This window comes from Pseudomonas cremoricolorata DSM 17059 = NBRC 16634 (assembly GCF_000425745.1).
Taxonomy (GTDB): domain Bacteria; phylum Pseudomonadota; class Gammaproteobacteria; order Pseudomonadales; family Pseudomonadaceae; genus Aquipseudomonas; species Aquipseudomonas cremoricolorata.
This window is the reverse complement of sequence record NZ_AUEA01000008.1, coordinates 175,232-194,942: the sequence shown is the minus strand read 5'-3', so window position 1 is coordinate 194,942 and position 19,711 is coordinate 175,232. Positions and strand designations below refer to the sequence as shown.

General features: G+C 68.0%; 2 protein-coding genes. Both read left to right on the top strand.

Features of this window, described 5'->3' with window-relative positions:
- Positions 1-14 precede the first annotated feature (14 nt).
- Entirely contained in the window at positions 15-7,862 is a 7,848-nt protein-coding gene (locus H618_RS21580; protein ID WP_050577288.1) for a non-ribosomal peptide synthetase, read from the top strand.
- Positions 7,862-19,690, top strand: coding sequence for a non-ribosomal peptide synthetase (locus H618_RS0110805; protein WP_028695082.1), 11,829 nt, complete (start codon positions 7,862-7,864; stop codon positions 19,688-19,690). Before H618_RS21580 ends, H618_RS0110805 begins: the two co-directional genes overlap by 1 nt.
- Positions 19,691-19,711: the final 21 nt, after the last annotated feature.

Here is a 19,711-nt window from a genome sequence, read left to right as displayed (position 1 = left end):
CGGCGACGAAACCGATGACGACCTCTCAGTTCACCCCTTGCGATGACGACCTGCTGGCCCTGTTGCTGGCCGACGAAGACGCCGTTGCGGATGCCATCGCCGTACGTCCGCAGGCCGCTGACGCCGACACCACGCCGCGGCCGCTGTCGTTCGCCCAGCAGCGCCTGTGGTTCGTGCAGCAGTTCGCCCCGCACAGCTCGGCCTACAACCTGCCACGCGCACTGCTGCTGAGCGGCGCGCTCGACAGCGCTGCGCTGCAGCGTGCCTTGCAGCAGGTGATCGAGCGCCACGACATCCTGCGCAGCCGCTTCGTGCAGGTCGATGAACAGGCCAGCCAGGTGGTCGATCGCCAGGCGCAACTGCACCTGCAACGCCACGACCTGTCGGCGCTGAGCGAAGCCGAGCGCGAGCAACGCTTACAGCAACTGATGAACACCGAAGCCGGCACGCCCTTCGTGCTGGAACAGGCGCCGCTGATCCGTGCCAGCCTGATCGCCCTGGCGCCGCAGCGCCATGTGCTGCTGCTGAACATGCACCACATCGTCTCCGACGCTTGGTCCAATCCGATTTTGATGCGCGACCTGGCCGCCGCCTACCAGGGCCAGGCACTGCCGCGTCCGGCTTTGCAATACGCCGATTACGCCCGCTGGCAGCGTGACGACTACCCCGCCACCGCCGCCCACGATCAGGCCGCCGCCTACTGGCGCGCTTACCTGGGCGAGGCCATCACCCCGCTGTCGCTGCCCACCGATCATCCCCGCGACGCTGCCCGTGTGCCCCTGGCGGCCAGCCATGCCCTGACCCTGCCCGGCGAGCAAGTGCAACGCCTCAACCGCTTCTGCCAGGCCCATGGCCTGACCCCGTTCGTGGTGCTGCTGGGGGCCTGGCAACTGCTGCTGGGCCGCTATGCCGGGCAAGACGACTTCACCGTCGGCGTGCCCAACGCCAGCCGCAACCAGGCGCAGACCCAAGACTTGGTCGGTTATTTCGTCAGCAGCCAGATCTACCGCGCGCAACTCGACCCCAGCCAGCCGGCGCTGAGCTTCCTGCATGGTCTGCGCCAGCACGCGCTGGCTGCCCTTGAGCATGCCGACCACCCGGTGGAACTGCTGCTCGAAGCCTTGCAGTTGCAGCGCAGCACCCAGGCCAACCCGCTGTTCCAGACCCTGTTCAACTGGCGCGTGGCCGGCAACGAGCAAGGCCCCATGCAGTTCGCTGACCTGGCCTTGGACTTTCTGCCGCTGGGCCAGCAACAGGCCAAGTTCGACCTGTCGCTGGATGTCGCCTACAGCCAGCGCCAGGTCGAGGCGCGTTTGGAATACGACGCCACGCTGTTCGAGGCGCCGCGCATCGCGCAGTTGGCCGGGCACTGGGCGACGCTGCTCGACGCGCTGCTGACCCAGCCGCAACAGGCCCTCGGCGAACTGTCGATGTTGCGCGCCGATGAACAGCAGGCGCTGCTGGCGGCCGGCCATGGCCCGCGCACGGCCAGCGGGGATCTGCCCGCCGTGCATCAGTGGGTTTCCCAACAGGCCGCGCGCATGCCAAAGCGCATTGCCGTGCGCTGCGCCGAGCACAGCCTGTGCTATGCCGAGCTGGAGCAGCGCGCCAATCAGCTGGCCCATCACCTGATCGAACGCGGTGTCGGCCCGGACGTGGTGGTCGGTGTGGCGCTGGCGCGCAGCGTCGAGCTGGTGGTCGGCCTGCTGGCGATTCTCAAGGCCGGCGGCGCTTACCTGCCACTGGACCCAAGCTATCCAGCCGAGCGGCTGGACTACATGATCCGCGACAGCGGCATCGCCCTGGTGCTGCTGCAACCTGAACAACACCTGCACCTACCTGCAGGGGTGCAGGCGCTGGCGCCCAGCGCGCTCGAGGGCTATGGCACTGACGCGCCGCAGGTGCCGGTGCAGGCCGAGCACCTGGCCTACATCATCTACACCTCCGGCTCCACCGGCCGGCCCAAGGGCGTGCAGGTGCGCCATGGCGGCCTGAGCAATCACATGGCCTGGATGCACGCCGAACTGCCGTTGCAGGCCGACGACCGCGTGCTGCAAAAAACCGCCTTCAGCTTCGACGCCTCGGTGTGGGAGTTCTGGCTGCCGCTGCTCAGCGGCGCCGAGCTGGTACTGGCCAGCCCGGCACTGAGCGACGATCTGTCGCTGCTCTGGCAGGAGGTGCACAGCGCCGGCATCAGCGTGTTGCAGATGGCGCCGTCGCTGCTGCAAGCCTTGCTGCCCCAGGCCGAGGACGCGCAACTGGCCGGCCTGCGCCTGCTGGCGCTCGGCGGCGAGGCGCTGGGCGGCGAACTGGTGATGCAACTGCAACGGCGCTTCAGCGGGCGCATCGTCAACCTGTATGGCCCCACCGAAGCGACCATCGACACCTGCCACTACACCCTGCAAGGCGCCCTCGATGGCGCCATCGCGCCGATTGGCCAGGCCATCGACAACGTCCACAGCCATGTGCTCGACAGCCAGTTGCAGCCGTGCTTGGCCGGTACGCCCGGTGAGCTGTACATCGGCGGTGCGGGCTTGGCGCGTGGTTACCATCAGCGTCCGGGGCTGACCGCCGAGCGCTTCGTGCCCGACCCGTTCGGCGCTGGCGGTGCGCGCCTGTACCGCAGCGGCGACCTCACCCGTCGGCGCAGCGACGGTGCCCTCGACTACCTCAGCCGCATCGACCACCAAGTGAAGATCCGTGGCCTGCGCATCGAGCTGGGCGAAATAGAAAGCCAACTGCTGCGCCAGGCCGGCATCGCCGAGGCCGCCGTGCTGGCCCACGACACCCGCCATGGTCAGCAGTTGGTGGCGTATCTGGGCCCGGCCACCGGCAGCGATGCCCAGACCCTGCGCAGCGCGTTGCAACAAGTGCTGCCCGACTACATGGTGCCGGCGCACTTTCTGTTTCTCGAACGCCTGCCGCTGACCAGCAACGGCAAGCTCGACCGCCGCGCCCTGCCCGCCCCCGACAGCCACGCTGCACAGCGCAGCTACCGCGCCGCCAGCGAGCCGATGCAGCAGGCCATCGCCAGCATCTGGCAGGCGGTGCTCAAGCTCGATCAGGTGGGGCTGGACGACAACTTCTTCGAGCTGGGCGGCGACTCGATTCTGTCGATTCAGGTAGTCAGCCGCGCGCGTCAGGCCGGCATCCACTTCACCCCGAAAGACCTGTTCACCTTGCAGACCATCGAAGCCCTGGCCCAGGTGGCGGTGTTCGGTGGCAACAGCGTGCAGGCCGAGCAAGGCCCGGTGCAGGGCGCCGCGCCGCTGCTGCCTATCCAGCACGCTTTCTTCGCCAGCGCCATTGCCCAGCGCGGGCAGTGGAACCAGTCGGTGATGCTCAAGCCGGCCAGCGCGCTCGATGCCGCATTGCTGCGCCAGGCCCTGCACGCCCTGGTGGCGCACCACGATGCCCTGCGCCTGCGCTTCACCCAACACGCCGAGGGTTGGCAGGCGGCACATGCGCCAGCCGTTGCCGATGAGCTGCTGTGGCAGGCCGAAGTCTGCGACGCCGCCGCGCAACTGGCGCTGGCCAATGAGGCCCAGCGCAGCCTTGACCTGCAACACGGCCCACTGCTGCGCGCGGTGCTGATGAGCCTGGCCGATGGCAGCCAGCGCCTGCTGCTGGTGATCCATCACCTGGTGGTCGATGGCGTGTCGTGGCGCATCCTGTTCGACGACCTGCAGCAGGTCTACGGCCAGTTGCAGGCCGGCCAGGCGCCACGCCTGATGGCCAAGACCAGCGCGTTCAAGCGCTGGGGTGAGCGTCTGAGCGAGTACGCCCAGAGCGCCGCCGCGCACAACCAGCTGGGGTACTGGCAGGCGCAGCTGGCCGGCCTTGACGCCGACCTGCCCGGCGCCCGCCGCGACGCCAGCCTGCTCGCCCGCCATGCGCGCACCGTCGGCGTGCAACTGAGCCAGACCCACACCCGTCAGCTGTTGCAGGACGCCCCGGCCGCCTACCGCACCCGCATTAACGACCTGCTGCTCACGGCCCTGGCCCGCGCCGTGCAGGGCTGGAGCGGCCTGCCGGAGGTGCTGGTGCAACTCGAAGGCCATGGCCGCGAAGCGCTGCTCGACGAAATCGACCTGACCCGCACGGTCGGCTGGTTCACCAGCCTGTTCCCGCTGCGCCTGAGCCCGCAGGCCGATCTGGCCGGCTCGATCAAGACCATCAAGGAACAACTGCGCAGCGTGCCGGACAACGGCCTGGGCCACGGCGCGCTGCTGCATCTGGGCAGCCCTGAGGTGCGGCAAAGCCTGCGCGCGCTGCCGGCGCCACGCATCACCTTCAACTACCTCGGCCAGTTCGATGGCAGCTTCAGCGACGACGACGGCGCACTGTTCGCCCCGAGCGCCGAGCCTGTCGGTGACGAGAAAAGCGCCGATGCGCCGCTGGGCAACTGGCTAACGGTGAACAGCCAGGTGTATGCAGGGCAGCTGAACATGGCCTGGACCTTCAGCGAGGCGATGTTCGACGCCGCCCACATCGAGGCCCTGGCGCAGCGTTGCCAGCACGAGCTGGAGCAGCTCATCGAACACTGCTGCAGCGGCCAGCACCTGGGCGTGACGCCGTCGGACTTCCCCCTCGCGCAGCTGAGCCAGCAGCAGCTCGATGCGCTGCCGATGGCGGTGCGCAACATCGATGACATCTTCCCGCTGTCGCCGATGCAGGAAGGCCTGCTGGTGCATACCCTGCTGGAGCAGCACTCGGGCATCTACTTCATGCAGGAGTGCTACACCATCCGCGAACCGTTGGACTACGGGCTGTTCGATGCCGCCTGGCAGCAGGTGGTGCAGCGCTACGAGGCGGTGCGCGCCTCGTTCCTGTGGAACACCGGTGGCGAGCTGCTGCAGGTGATTCACCGCGACACCCCGGTGAAGGTCGAGCTGCTCGACCTCAGCCATCTGCCACTCAAAGAAGCCGAGCCGCACATCCTCACCCTGCTGCGCCTGGAGCGTGAAGCCGGTTTCGACCTGGGCAAGGCGCCGCCGATTCGCTTCAAGCTGATCCGCCTGGCCGACGACAGCCACCGCTTCATCATGAGCAACCACCACATCCTCATCGATGCCTGGTGCCGGTCGTTGCTGATGTCGGACTTCTTCGAGATCTACCACGCTGCCCTCGAACAACGCCCCAGCCAGTTGCGCACGCCGTACCGCTTCCGCCATTTCATCGAGTGGCTGCAACAACAAGACCCGCACGCCGCCGAAGCGTTCTGGCGCGAACAACTGGCCGGTTTCGAGCAGGCCACGCCGCTGCCGCTCGACCGTCCGCAGCTGGCGGATCAGTCGCACTCGCGCATCGACGACAACTACACCTGGCTCAGCGTCGAGCACAGCGCGCAGTTGCTGGAAACCGCCAACCAGCACCGCCTGACCGTCAACACCCTGGTGCAGGCGGCCTGGGCGCTGACCTTGCACCATTACAGCCGCAGCCGCGACGTGCTGTTCGGCGTCACCGTTTCCGGGCGCCCGGCGCATATTCCGCAGATGCAGGACACTGTCGGCCTGTTCATCAACAGCGTACCGCTGCGGGTGCCCCTGCCGACCCCGGAGCAGCCGTGCACCACCCTCGACTGGCTGCGCGGCATTCTCGAGCGCAACGTCGCCCTGCGCGAATACGACTACCTGCCGCTGGTGCGCATTCAGGCGTGCAGCGAACTGGCCGCCGGCCAGCAGTTGTTCGACAGCCTGTTCGTGTTCGAGAACGCGCCGCTGGATGCCTCGGTGGGCAGCGATGCGCGGGACATGGGCGTGGTCTCGGAGTCGTCGCGTACCCACACCAACTACCCGATTACCGTGGTGGTGTACCCCGGCGAACAACTGGGCCTGCACCTGTCCTACGACAGCCGCTACTTCGAGCGCAGCAGCATGGACGCGGTGCTGGCGCAGTTCCAGCAGTACCTCGAAGCGCTGCCCCAGCACCTGCACAGCCCGCTGGAGCAGCTCGCCCAGGCCCACGGCGTCGATGCCGACGCGCTGCTGGCGCACAACTGCACCGAGGTCGAGCATGATCTTGCGCGCTCGTTCATCGAGCGCTTCGAAGCCCAGGTCGAGCGCCGTGGCGAGGCCATCGTCGCCACCTGCGGCACACGCCAGTGGAGCTACCGCGAGCTGGAGCGCCAGGCCAACCGCGTCGGTCAGGCGCTGATCGCCCATGGCGTGGGTGAAGACCAGCCGGTGGCGCTGCTGGCCGAGCGTGAGCTGGAACTGCTGGCAAGCATCGTCGGTGCGTTCAAGGCCGGCGCCGGCTATTTGCCGCTCGACCCCAGCCACCCCGACGAGCGCTTGGCCGACATCCTCGCCCGCAGCCGCACCCCGGCGCTGATTTGCAGCGCCGCGCAACATGGCCGCGCCCAGGCCTTGCTGGCCGGGCTGGCCGCGCCGGTAACACTGTTGGTCTACGAGCAACTGCTGGCCGGCGCCTACAGCGAGGCGCGCCCTGGCCGCTACAGCGCGCCGAACAGCCTGGCTTATGTGATTTTCACCTCAGGCTCCACCGGCCAGCCCAAGGGGGTGATGGTCGAGCAGGCCGGCATGCTCAACAACCAGCTGAGCAAGCTGCCGTACCTGGGCCTGGATGAACAGGCCGTGATCGCTCAAACGGCCTCGCAGTCGTTCGATATTTCCGTCTGGCAGTTCCTCACCGCGCTGCTCTGCGGCGGCCAGGTGCGCATCGTGCCCGATGCTGTGGCGCGGCATCCGGCGCAGCTGCTGCACGAGGTGGCCGAGCAGCGCATCAGCGTGCTGGAAATCGTCCCGGCGCTGATTCAGGCCGTGCTGGAAGAATCGCACCTGGCGCTTCCCGCGCTGCGCTGGCTGCTGCCCACCGGCGAAGCGCTGCCGGCAGAAACCGCTGCCGCCTGGCTGCAACGCTACCCGGGCATCGCCTTGGTCAACGCCTACGGCCCGGCCGAGTGCTCGGATGACGTGGCTTTCTACACCCTGCCGGTCGATGGCGTACAGCGCAGCAACATCCCCATCGGTTATGCCACCGACAACAACCGCCTGTACCTGCTCGACGACTACCTGCAACCGGTGCCGGACGGCGCGGTGGGGGAAATCTGCGTGGCCGGGGTCGGCGTTGGTCGTGGCTACTGCGCCGACCCGCTGCGCACGGTGCCGGTGTTCGTGCCCAACCCGTTCGCCGTGCACCCCGGCGAGCGCCTGTACAAGACCGGCGACCTGGCGCGGCGGCGCAAGGACGACGGCGCCCTGGAATACCTCGGCCGGGTCGACCAGCAGGTGAAAGTGAACGGATTCCGTATCGAGTTGGGCGAGATCGAAGCGCAGATCGGCCAGTTCAGTGCGGTGCGGGAAGCCGCCGTGCTGGTGGTCGAGCACACCCTGGGCAAGGGCTTGGTGGCCTTCCTCACCGTGGAAGACGGCACCACGGTGGACGGCGCAGGGCTCGAGGCGCTGCGGGATTTCCTCAAGGCACGCCTGCCGCTGTACATGGTGCCGGCGCTGTACCAGGTGCTCGACCAGATGCCGCGCAACGCCAACGGCAAGCTCGACCGCAAGGCCCTGGCGCGCCTGCCGGTGAATGCCGGCGAACAGGCCTTCCGCGCCGCAGAAGGCGAAACGGCACAGGCAGTGGCGGCGATCTGGCAAGCCGTGCTCAAGGTCGAGCGCGTCGGCCTGGACGACAACTTCTTCGCCCTGGGCGGCAACTCGCTGCTGGCCACTCAGGTGACCTCACGCATTCAGTTGCAACTGGCCATCGAGGCGCCGCTGGCGGCGCTGTTCGAAAGCGCCAGCCTGGAAGACTTCGTGCGCCGCCTGCCGGCCGCCGCACCACCTGAAACCGAATTGAGCGACTTGTTCGACCTGCTCGATGAGCTGGAGACCCAATGATGCACAGCAAAGCCTTGTCTGACCTGATCGAACGCTTCGTCAAGTTGCCCACCGCCCAGCGCCGAACCCTCTACCAGCAAATGCTCGGCAAAGGCATCGACGTCGCCCGCCTGCCGATCCCGGTCACCCGCGGCGCCTTCGAGCGCGTGCCGTTGTCCTTCGCCCAGGAGCGCCAGTGGTTCCTCTGGGAGCTGGAGCCTGAGAGCAGCGCCTACAACCTGCCCACCGCCCTGCGCCTGCACGGCGCGTTGGATGTGCCGGCGTTGCAGGCCAGTTTCGACGCGCTGCTGGCGCGCCATGAAAGCCTGCGCACGCGCTTTGCCGAGCACGAAGGGGTGCGTCACCAGGTGGTCGATGCGCAGATGCGTATCGTCATCGAAGAGCACGCATTGCCACTGGGCCCAGGCGGCGAAGAGCAGCGTTTGCAGGCGTGGATCGGCGCACGCATCGCTACGCCGTTCGATCTTGCCAACGAGCCGCTGCTGCGGGTGTACCTGTTGCAGGTGGCGGCAGATGAGCACGTGTTGCTACTGGTGCAGCACCACATCGTCTCCGATGCCTGGTCGATGCAGGTGATGGTCCGCGAATTGATCGCCGGCTACGCCGGCCTTGGCGCCGCGCTGCCAGCCCTGCCGGTGCAGTACGCCGACTACGCGCTGTGGCAGCGGCACTGGATGGAAGCCGGTGGCCGCGATCAGCAACTGGCCTACTGGCTCGAGCAACTGGGCGGCGAACAACCTGTGCTGCAACTGCCCGCCAGCCGCGCGCAACCGGCGCGGCGCAGCGGCCAGGGCGCATTGCACGAGGTTGCGCTCGACGCCGGGCTGGCGCAGGCGTTGAAGGCGCTGGCGCAGCAACAGGGGGTAACGCTGTTCATGCTCCTGCTGGCCTCGTTCCAGGCCCTGCTACAACGCAGTTCGGGGCAGAACGACATCCGCGTCGGCGTGCCCATCGCCAACCGCAACCGGGTGGAAATCGAAGGCCTGATCGGCTTCTTCGTCAACACCCAGGTGCTGCGCGCCGAGGTCGATGCTCAGCAGCCGTTCAGTGCACTGCTGCAACAGGTCAAGCAACGCGCCCTCGGTGCCCAGCAGCATCAGGACCTGCCGTTCGAGCAACTGGTCGATGCCTTGCAGCCCGAGCGCAGCCTGGGCCACAACCCGTTGTTCCAGGTGATCTACAACCACCTCGCCGCCGATCCCAGCCAGGCCCAGGCCCCAGCCACCGCTCACCATGGCCTGCGCGTCGAAGCCCTCGACTGGGCCAAGCAGACCGCGCAGTTCGACCTGGCGCTGAACACTTTCGAGTCCGCAAGCGGCCTGCGCGCCTCGCTGATCTACGCCACCGACGTGTTCGACAGCGCAGACGCCGAGCGCCTGGCCGAGCACTGGCTGAACCTGCTGCGCGCCGTGGTGCGTGACTCGCAACAGCGGGTCTGTGAACTCGACCTGCTCGGCGCCGAAGAACAGCGCAGCACCCTCGCCCAGTGGAACCCGGCCACCCAGGTATTGGCCGTCGAGCAGTGCCTGCACCAGCGCATCGAACAGCAGGCGGCGCTGCGCCCCGAGGCCATCGCCCTGAGCTTGGAGGGCGAGCAACTGAGCTACGACCAGCTCAACCGCCGCGCCAACCGCCTGGCCCATCAGCTGATCGCTGAAGGCGTTGGCCCCGAGCGGCTGGTGGGCCTGGCCTGCGAACGCAGCTTCGACATGCTGGTGGGCATTCTCGCCATCCTCAAGGCCGGCGGCGCCTACCTGCCGCTCGACCCGAAATCCCCCGCCGAACGCCTGGCCTACATCCTCGACGACAGCGCCCCGACGCTGCTTCTGGGGCAGGCCGAGGTGCTGGCGCAGATGGCCTTGCCGTCCGCGCTGCCAACCTTGAGTTTCGAAGGCCTGAACGACGACGGCTCCGAGCACGATCCTGCCGTGGCCCTGTCGCCCGACCACCTCGCCTACGTCATCTACACCTCAGGCTCCACCGGAAAGCCCAAGGGCACCCTGCTCGCGCACCGCAACGTGCTGCGCCTGTTCGACGCCCCCCAGGCCTGGTTCGCCTTCGACCACCGCGATGTGTGGAGCCTGTTCCACTCCTACGCCTTCGACTTCTCGGTGTGGGAAATCTTCGGCGCGCTGCTGTATGGCGGGCGCCTGGTCATCGTCCCGCAAGACGTCACGCGCGCGCCGGAAGATTTTCACGCGCTGCTGATCGAGCAAGGCGTGACCGTGCTCAACCAGACGCCCTCGGCGTTCCGCCAACTGATGCACGTGGCCTGCGCTGCGCCGGCTGCGGCCGGGCAACTGCGCCTGCGCACAGTGATTTTCGGCGGTGAAGCGCTGGACGTGTCGAGCCTGGCGCCGTGGTTCGAGCGCTTCGGCGACCACGCGCCACAGCTGGTGAACATGTACGGCATCACTGAAACCACGGTGCACGTCACCTACCGTCCGCTGCGCAAGGTGGACCTTGCCCTGCCCGGCGTCAGCCCCATTGGCGAAGTCATTCCCGACCTCACCTGGTACGTACTCGACGCCGACCTCAACCCGGTGCCGCGCAACTGCGTCGGCGAGCTGTACATTGGCCGGGCAGGCTTGGCCCGTGGCTATCTCAAGCGCGCCGAGCTCACCGCCACGCGCTTCATCCCCAACCCCTTCGAAACCGGTGGCAGCCGCCTGTACCGCACTGGCGACCTGGCGCGCTTCGGCGCCGACGGGGTGATCGACTACATCGGCCGCATCGACCAGCAGGTGAAGATTCGCGGTTTTCGCATCGAGCTGGGCGAGATCGAAGCGCGCCTGCAAGCGCTGGCCGAGGTACGCGACGCGGTGGTGCTGGCCCAGCCTGGCCCAAGCGGCATGCAGTTGGTGGCCTACGTGGTGGCCGCCGATGCCGAGCTGGAGGCCGAACACCTCAAGCAGCAACTGAAAAACACCCTGCCCGAGTACATGGTGCCGAGCCATGTGCTGCTGCTCGAACGCCTGCCGCTGACGCATAACGGCAAGCTCGATCGGCGCGCCTTGCCGGGGGTCGACCTCAGCCAGGCGCAGACCGCCTACCGCGCCCCGCAGACGCCGTTGCAACAGGCCCTGGCGGGCATCTGGCAGCAGGTGCTGCACCTCGAGCGGGTGGGCCTGGACGATGATTTCTTCCAGCTCGGCGGCCACTCGCTGCTCGCCACCCAGGTGACCAGCCGCGCGCGCCATGAACTCAAGCGCGAACTGGCCCTGCGCACGCTGTTCGAACACAGCCGTCTCGAAGCGCTGGCGGCGGCCTTGAGCGCACAGGATGAAGACCAGCACAGCACCATTGCGCGAGTCGAGCGCAGCGGCGCCATGCCGCTGTCGTACGCCCAGGAGCGGCAGTGGTTCCTCTGGCAACTGGACCCCTCCAGCGCCGCCTATACCATTCCGCAAGCCCTGCGCCTGCGCGGCGCGCTCGACCTCAAAGCGCTGCAGCAGGCCTTCGACCAGTTGCTCGAACGCCACGAAAGTTTGCGCACGCGCCTGGTGGAAACCGAGCACGGCGCCTTGCAGCAGATCGAGGCCGCACAGCCGCTGCACATCGAAAGCGCCCAGGTGCCGGCCGAGGTGGATGCCGAGCGCTACCTGCGCGACTACGTGCAGCGCGAAGCGCAGCGCCCGTTCGACCTGCGCAGCGGGCCGCTGCTGCGGGTCGGCCTGTTGCAGGTCGGCGCCGACGATCACGTGCTGCTGGTGACCCAGCACCACATCATCTCTGACGGCTGGTCGATGCAGGTGATGGTCGATGAGCTGGTGGCGCTGTACGCCGCAGCCACCCGCGGCGAAACCGCGGCATTGGCGCCGCTGCCGATTCAATACCTCGACTATGCCCTGTGGCAGCGCCAGCGCATGGAGGCCGGCGAGCGCGAGCGGCAACTGAGCTACTGGGTCGAGCACCTGGGCCGCGAACACTACGTGCTGGAGCTGCCAGGCGATCACCCGCGCCCCGCCGAACCGAGCGGGCGCGGCGCCAGCCACAGCGTGCAACTCGGCGCGGCACTGAGCCAGCGCCTGCAAGCCCTGGCCAGCGCCCAGGGCGCGACCCCGTTCATGCTCCTGCTGGCAGCCTTCCAGACCTTGCTGCACCTCTACACCGGCAAGCACGACATCCGCGTCGGCGTGCCGATCGCCAACCGCAACCGCCTGGAAACCGAGCGGCTGATCGGCTTTTTCGTCAACACCCAGGTGCTCAAGGCCGACATCGATTCGCAGGCCAGCTTCAGCCTGCTGCTGGGCCAGGTGCGTCGCCACGCGCTGGACGCCCAGGCCCACCAGGACCTGCCCTTCGAGCAACTGGTCGAGGCCCTGCAACCGGAACGCAGCCTGGCCTACAACCCGCTGTTCCAGCTGATGTTCAACCACCAGAGCGCCGACTCGCGCCCGGCACCGGTGCAGCACGACTCGACCCTCGACGTGCAGCCGATCGCCTGGGACAACCACTCGGCGCAGTTCGACCTGAGCCTCGACACCCTGGAGACCGCCGAGGGCCTGCTGGCGGTGTTCAACTACGCCAGCGATCTGTTCGAGGCCGCCACCATCGCGCGCATGGGCCGGCACTGGCTGGCCTTGCTCGAAGCCATCGTCGCGGCGCCCGAGCGGCGCATCGCCGAGCTGTCGCTGCTGACGGGCGGCGAACGCCAGCAACTGCTGCACCACTGGAGCGGCATCGAGCAACGCCTGCCCGTCGCCGCCGACATCACCACGCTGATCGCCAGCCACGCGCAGCGAACGCCGAACAAGCCGGCGCTGCTGCTCGATGAGCAGTCGCTGTCGTACGCCGAGCTGGACACCCAGGCCAACCGCCTGGCCCAGCACCTGCGCGAGCAAGGTGTCGGCGCCGAAGTGCTGGTGGGCATCGCCGTGCAGCGCTCGTTCGACATGGTGGTCGGCGTGCTGGCGATCCTCAAGGCGGGCGGCGCCTATGTGCCGCTCGACCCGGCCTACCCGGCCGAGCGCCTGCGGCACATGATCGCCAGCAGCGGCATCGAGCTGCTGCTCAGTCAACACGAAGTGCTGGCCAGCCTCGATCTGCCGGCGCAGACCCGCACGCTGCTGCTCGATTGCCGCAAGGAGTGGCAGCACCAGCCAGACGCCGCGCCGGCGCTGGACCTGCACCCGGCCAACCTGGCCTACGTGATATTCACCTCTGGCTCCACCGGCCTGCCCAAGGGCGTGGCCATCGACCGTGCATCGCTGAACCAGCACAGCCTGGTCACCCAGGGCTTTTTCGACATCAGTGCCGACGACCGCGTGTTGCAGTTCTCGACGATCAACTTCGATGGCTTCGTCGAGCAGCTGTTCGGCACCCTCACCTGCGGCGCCACCCTGGTGCTGCGTGGGCAGACCTTGTGGGACAGCGACACCTTCGCCAGCAACGTGCGCCGGCACGGCATCACCATGGCCGACCTGACCACCGCCTATGTCAGCATGCTGGCCCGCGAGTTCGCCCAGGGCGGCTGCGACCTCGGCCCATTGCGCCGCGTGCATGCCGGTGGCGAAGCCCTGGCCGCAGAAACCCTCGGCGCTTGGGCCCAGGCCGGGCTGAGCGACATCGCGCTGATCAACACCTACGGCCCGACCGAGGCCACGGTGACCTGCTCGACCTACGATTGCAGCGCCCGCGTGTGCAGCCAGGAACCAGCCAGCGACAGCGTGCCCATCGGCACACCGCTGCCAGATCGCGCGCTGTACATCCTCGACGCCCACGGCGAACCGGCAGCGGTGGGGATCATCGGCGAACTGATGATCGGCGGCGCCCTGCTCGCCCGCGGCTACCATGGCCGCGCGGCACTGACCGCCGAGCGTTTCATGCCCGACCCGTTCGTCAGCGGAGGCCGCCTGTACCGCACCGGCGACCTGGTGCGCTACCGCGCCGACGGCAACATCGAATACGTCGGGCGCAGCGACCACCAGGTGAAGATCCGCGGCCTGCGCGTCGAGCTGGGCGAAATCGAAAGCCGCCTGCTGGCGCTGGACAGCGTCGGCGACTGCGTGGTGGTGGCCCAGCGCAATGGCCCGACCCACCAGTTGGTCGCCTATGTGGTGCCGGCTCTGGCGGGCGTTGAACTGGCGCCGCAACAGCTCAAGGCCGAGCTGCGCGAGAGCCTGCCCGACTACATGCTGCCGTCACTGTTCGTGAACCTGCCCGCGCTGCCGCTCAGCCCCAACGGCAAGGTCGAGCGCAAGGCCCTGCCGGCGCCACACCTGGCCGTCGAGGGCCAGGCCCGACAGGCGCCAGAAACGCCCATGCAGCAGCGCCTGGCGGAGATCTGGCAGGCGCTGCTCAAGCGCCAGGACATCGGCATCGATGACAACTTCTTCGAACTGGGCGGCGACTCGATCATCTCGATTCAAGTAGTCAGCCGCGCACGTCAGGCCGGTATCCACATCACTCCACGCGATGTGTTCCTGCAACAGACCCTGCGCGAACTGGCCAGCGTCGCCCGCGACAGCGATCAGCACGTGCCCATCGAGCACGCCCCGGCCAGCGGCGCGTTGACCCTGCTGCCGATTCAGCAGGCGTTCTTCGACGAGGTGCAGCGCGAACGTCATCACTGGAACCAGTCGGTGCTGCTGCGTGCGGCGCAACCAGTCGATGCCGACACGTTGCAGCGCGCCCTGCACGCGCTGCTGAGCCAGCACGATGCGCTGCGCTTGCGCTTCAGCGAACAGGCCGACGGCACCTGGCAAGGCCATTACCTGAGCCTGGCCGAGGCCCAGGCGCAGTGGCAACAGCAGGCCGTGCTGGAGTGCCGTGCGATCAGCGCCGAACAGCTGCTGGACGTCGCCAACCAGGCGCAACGCAGCCTCGATCTGGGCAGCGGCCCGCTGCTGCGTGCGCTGCTGCTGAACCTCGATGACGGCTCGCAGCGGCTGCTGCTGGTGGTGCACCACCTGGTGGTCGATGGCGTGTCGTGGCGAATTCTGTTCGACGACCTGCAACAGGCCTATGAACGCCTGCGCGACGCGCAGCCTGTGGAGTTGCCGGCGCGCACCAGCTCGCTGCAGGACTGGAGCCTTCGTTTGCAGCGCTGGGCCAATGACGGCGCACTGGCTGGCGAGCTGGATTACTGGTGCCAGCAGTTGCAGCACGCCAGCGGCGAGTTGCCCTGCGACCACCGCCAAGGGCGCCTGCTCAACCGCTGCGCCCGGCACGTGCGCATGGGCCTTGCCAGCGACGCCACCCGGCGCCTGCTGCAACAGGCCGGCAGCGCCTACCGCACGCAGATCAACGACCTGCTGCTGACCGCCCTGGCACGGGTGGTGGCGCGCTGGAGCGCGCAGCCCAAGGTGCTGATCCAGCTCGAAGGCCATGGCCGCGAGGCGCTGTTCGACGACATCGACCTGAGCCGCAGCGTCGGCTGGTTCACCAGCCTGTACCCGCTGGCGCTGGTGCCGGGCGATGAGCTCGGCGCGTCGATCCAGGCGGTCAAGGAACAACTGCGCAGCGTGCCGCACAACGGCCTGGGCCATGGCGTGCTGCGCTACCTTGGCAGCCCTGCTGCGCAAAGCGCCCTGGCTGCGCTGCCGACGCCGCGCATCACGTTTAACTACCTGGGCCAGTTCGACGCCAGCTTCGATGCCGACGCAGGCGCACTGTTCAGCCCCTCTGGCGAGTCGGCAGGCGATGAGCAGAGCCCCGACGCGCCGCTGGACAACTGGCTGAGCATCAACGGTCAGGTGTTCGACGGCCAGTTGAGCCTGACCTTCAGCTTCAGTGAAGAGATGTTCGAGGTCGCAACCATCGAGCGCCTGGCAGCGGCCTATGAGGCCGAGTTGCTGGCGCTGATCGAGCACTGCTGTGAGCACGGCCCACGCGGCTTCACCCCCTCCGACTTCCCCCTGGCCGGCCTCGACGCCACGCAGTTGGCGCGCCTGCCGCTGGCGGTCGCCGAGGTCGAGGACATCTACCCGCTGTCACCCATGCAGCAGGGCATGCTGTTCCACTCGCAGGAGGCCGACGAGGCCGGCTTGTACATCAACCAGATGAGCGTGCCGGTGCGCGGCCTTGAGGTGGAGCGCTTCCTCGCCGCCTTCGATGCGGTGATCGCCCGCCATGAAATCCTGCGCACCGCGTTCTGGGCCGAGCAGAGCCTGGTCGAGCCATTGCAGATCGTTCAGCGCCAGGCGCACTTGCCGGTCACCCGCCTGGACTGGCGCGGCCGCACCGACAGCGAGCAGGCCTTGCAAGCGTTGCTTGATGCCGATGCGCGGCAGCCGTTCGACCTGCTGCAGGCGCCGCTGATGCGCCTGACCCTGGTCGAGCGCGACGAGCAGCCGTTGCAGATGCTGTGGACCAGCCACCATATCCTGATCGACGGCTGGAGCACCTCGCGCCTGCTCGGCGAAGTGCTGGAGGCGTACCACCAGCAGCCCGCGAGCCCGATCCGCGGCCGTTACCGCGACTACATCCGCTGGCTGCGCGAGCAACCGCGCGATGCCCTGGAAGGCTTCTGGCGGGCGCGCCTGGCCGAGCTGGAAGCACCGACCATGCTCGCCAGCAGCCTGCCGGCAGCAGACCCGGCAACGCCCCCTGGGCATCAGGCGCTGTACCTGGACTGGGACGCTGCGCAGACCGCGCGGCTGCGTGAACGCGCGCAGCAACTGCGGGTGACCCCCAACACATTGATTCAGGCTACCTGGGTGCTGCTGTTGCAGCGTTTCACCGGCCAGCGCAGCGTGTGCTTCGGCGCCACGGTGGCCGGGCGCCCGGCAAGTCTTGCCCACGCCAACGACATGCTCGGGCTGTTCATCAACACCCTGCCGGTGATCCAACAGCCCGACCCGGCGCAGCCGCTGGTGGAATGGCTACAGCAATTGCAGGCCTGCAACGTCGACATGCGCGACTACGAGCACGCCTCGCTGGCCGACCTGCAACGCTGGCACGGCACCGCCGGGCAGGCGTTGTTCGACAGCATCGTGGTGTTCGAGAACTACCCGGTCGACGAGCGTCTGCAACAGGCCGGGCATGCGCAATTGCAGTTCGGCCAGAGCGAGGGGCGCGACGTCACCAACTTCGCCATGGACCTGGCGGTGCAGTTGGGCACGCGACTGAACATCGAATTCCTCTACCTGCGCGAGCGCTTGCGCGAGGAGTCGGTGCAGTTGATCGTCGACAGTTTCGACTGCCTGCTCAACGCCCTGCTCGACACGCCGCAGGTGCGCATCGGCGAGCTGAGCATGCTCGGCGCCGCAGCACGCGAGCAACTGCTCGACGCCAACCAGCTGACCCCGGTAGGTACCCCGCAGCCGCTGCTGGTCGAGCAGATTCGCCAGCAGGCGCTGGCAAGCCCTGAACGCATCGCGGTGATGTGTGCCGAGCACTCGCTCAGCTGGGCCGAGCTGGAGCGCCGCGCCAATCGACTGGCCCAGCACCTGATCGGCCTTGGGGTCGGTCCTGAAGTGCGGGTCGGTGTGGCGCTGCAGCGCTCGGTGGAGGTCATCGTCGCGTTCTACGCGGTGATGAAGACCGGCGCCGCCTACGTGCCGCTGGACATCGACTACCCCAGCGAGCGCCTGCAATGGATCGTCGAGGATTCGGGCATGGCCGTGCTGCTCAGCCAGCGCAGCGTCAGCCAGCGCGTGCAGTGGCCGCAGTCGCTGGCCGTGCAGTGGCTCGATGAACTGGCCCTGGAGCACCTGCCCGATACCTGCCCGGCGCCACGTGGCGACGGCGCCAACCTGGCCTACCTGATCTACACCTCAGGCTCGACCGGCAAGCCCAAAGGCGTGGCCGTGGCCAACGAGCCGATCCGCATGCATTGCCAGGCAATTGCCCAGCGCTATGCCATGGACCGCGACACCCGCGAGCTGCTGTTCATGTCATTCGCCTTCGACGGCGCCCAGGAACGCTGGCTCACCACCCTCGCCCACGGCGGGCGTCTGCTGCTGCGCGACCACCGCCTTTGGACGCCGGAAGAAACCTGGCAGGCGCTGCATGCCCATGGCATCAGCATCGCCTGCTTCCCACCGGCCTACCTGCAGCAACTGGGCGAATTCGCCCGCAGCCAAGAGCAGGCGCCGCCGCCGGTGTCGATCTACTGCTTCGGCGGCGATGCGGTGGCCGATGCCAACTTCGAGCTGGTCAAGCAGGCGCTCAAGCCGCAGTGGCTGACCAACGGCTACGGCCCGACCGAAACCGTGGTCACTCCGCTGCTGTGGAAAGTCGCCGCCAGCGGCCAGTGCGATGCGGTGTACGCACCGATCGGCACGCGGGTCGGCGAGCGCACCTTGTATGTGCTCGACGAAGCCCTCAACCCGCTGCCAGCCGGGGTGGCCGGTGAGCTGTACATCGGCGGTGCGGGCCTGGCGCGCGGTTATCACCAGCGTCCGGGGCTGAGCGCCGAGCGTTTCGTCGCCGACCCGTTCGCCTGCGGTGGCCGCCTGTATCGCACCGGGGATCTGGTCAGGCAGCGCGCCGATGGCGTGTTCGACTACCTCGGGCGTCTCGACAACCAGGTGAAGATTCGCGGGTTCCGTATCGAGCTCGGGGAAATCGAAGCGCGCCTGCGCGACTTCCCCGGCGTGCAGGATGCAGTGGTGGTGGCCCATCAGGGCACTGCCGGCAAACAGTTGGTCGGCTATGTCGCCGCCAGCGCCGAGCCTGGCCTTGCCGCGCTGCTGCGCAGCGCCTTGCAGGCCGAGCTGCCCGACTACATGGTGCCGGCGCAGATCCAGGTGCTGGCGCGCCTGCCGCTCAATGCCAACGGCAAGATCGACCGCCTGGCGTTGCCGGCACCGAGCTTCAAGGGCCGCGAGTTCGTCGCCCCGCGCACGGCCCTGGAAGCTGCGCTGGCGGCCATCTGGCAGGAGGTGCTGGAGGTCGAACGGGTGGGCGTGACCGACAACTTCTTCGAGCTCGGTGGCGATTCGCTGCGCGTGCTCAAGGTGCTGAGCAAGGTGCGCGGCCAGCCCGAACTGGGCTTGCAGTTGAAGCTGCGCGACCTGATGGGCAAGCCGACCATCGCAGAGCTGTGCGGCTACACCGACGCTGAACGCAGCCTTGACCCACTGCTGCTGCTCAATACCGCGGTGCCGGACAGTCCGGCGTTGTTCTGCCTGCACGCAGGCTTCGGCACGGTGTTCGACTACGACGCCGTGGCCCGCCGCCTGGATGGGCGCTGCAGTGTCTACGGACTGCAATGCCGCATGCTGCTCGATGACGCCTGGGACGATGAGTCGCTGGCGGCCATGGCCATCGATTACGCGCAATACATTCGCCAGAAACAGCCGCACGGGCCCTATCGCCTGCTCGGCTGGTCGCTGGGCGGGCCGCTGGTCAACCTGGTCGCGCAGGAGCTGCTCGGCCAGGGCCAGCAGGTGGAGTTCGCAGGCCTTGTCGACAGCTTCGTGCCCCACGGCGAGGCGCAGCAGGCAGGCGATGAAGACTGCGGCGACGACCTGCGCGCCCTGCTGGCGCTGGTGCTCGGCGTTGCGCCCGAACAGCTGCCGCTGCTGGCGGTGCGTGCCGACGCCGAGCTGCTACACGTGCAGCGACTGATCGACCAGGCTCGCCAGGGCATCGCTGTGCAGGGGGCGCTGGGTGAGATGGCCTCCGATGAGTTGGCACGCACCTTCCGCACCGGCATGAAGCTCAAGGCACTGTCGTTGCAATTGGCGCAGATGCCGCGTTGCGTGGCGCACAGCCACTGCTGGTGGGCGGGGGATGCCCGCGAAGGGGCTGCTGCAGCGTTCAACGGCAGCGTGCAGCACCCCGCGATCGACGCCGATCACTACGCCATCCTGGCGCATCCGGCGTTCCTCGAGGGGTTGCTGCGAGCGTTGCCGCAGTCCGAGCGGGTGATGCCCTGAGGGCTGACGGCAGGCACCCGT

What these genes read in the sequence shown, in the direction of transcription:
- H618_RS21580 (WP_050577288.1), top strand. Translation starts at nt 15, where the DNA reads ATGACGACCTCTCAGTTCACCCCTTGCGATGACGACCTGCTGGCCCTG.
- H618_RS0110805 (WP_028695082.1), top strand. Translation starts at nt 7,862, where the DNA reads ATGCACAGCAAAGCCTTGTCTGACCTGATCGAACGCTTCGTCAAGTTG.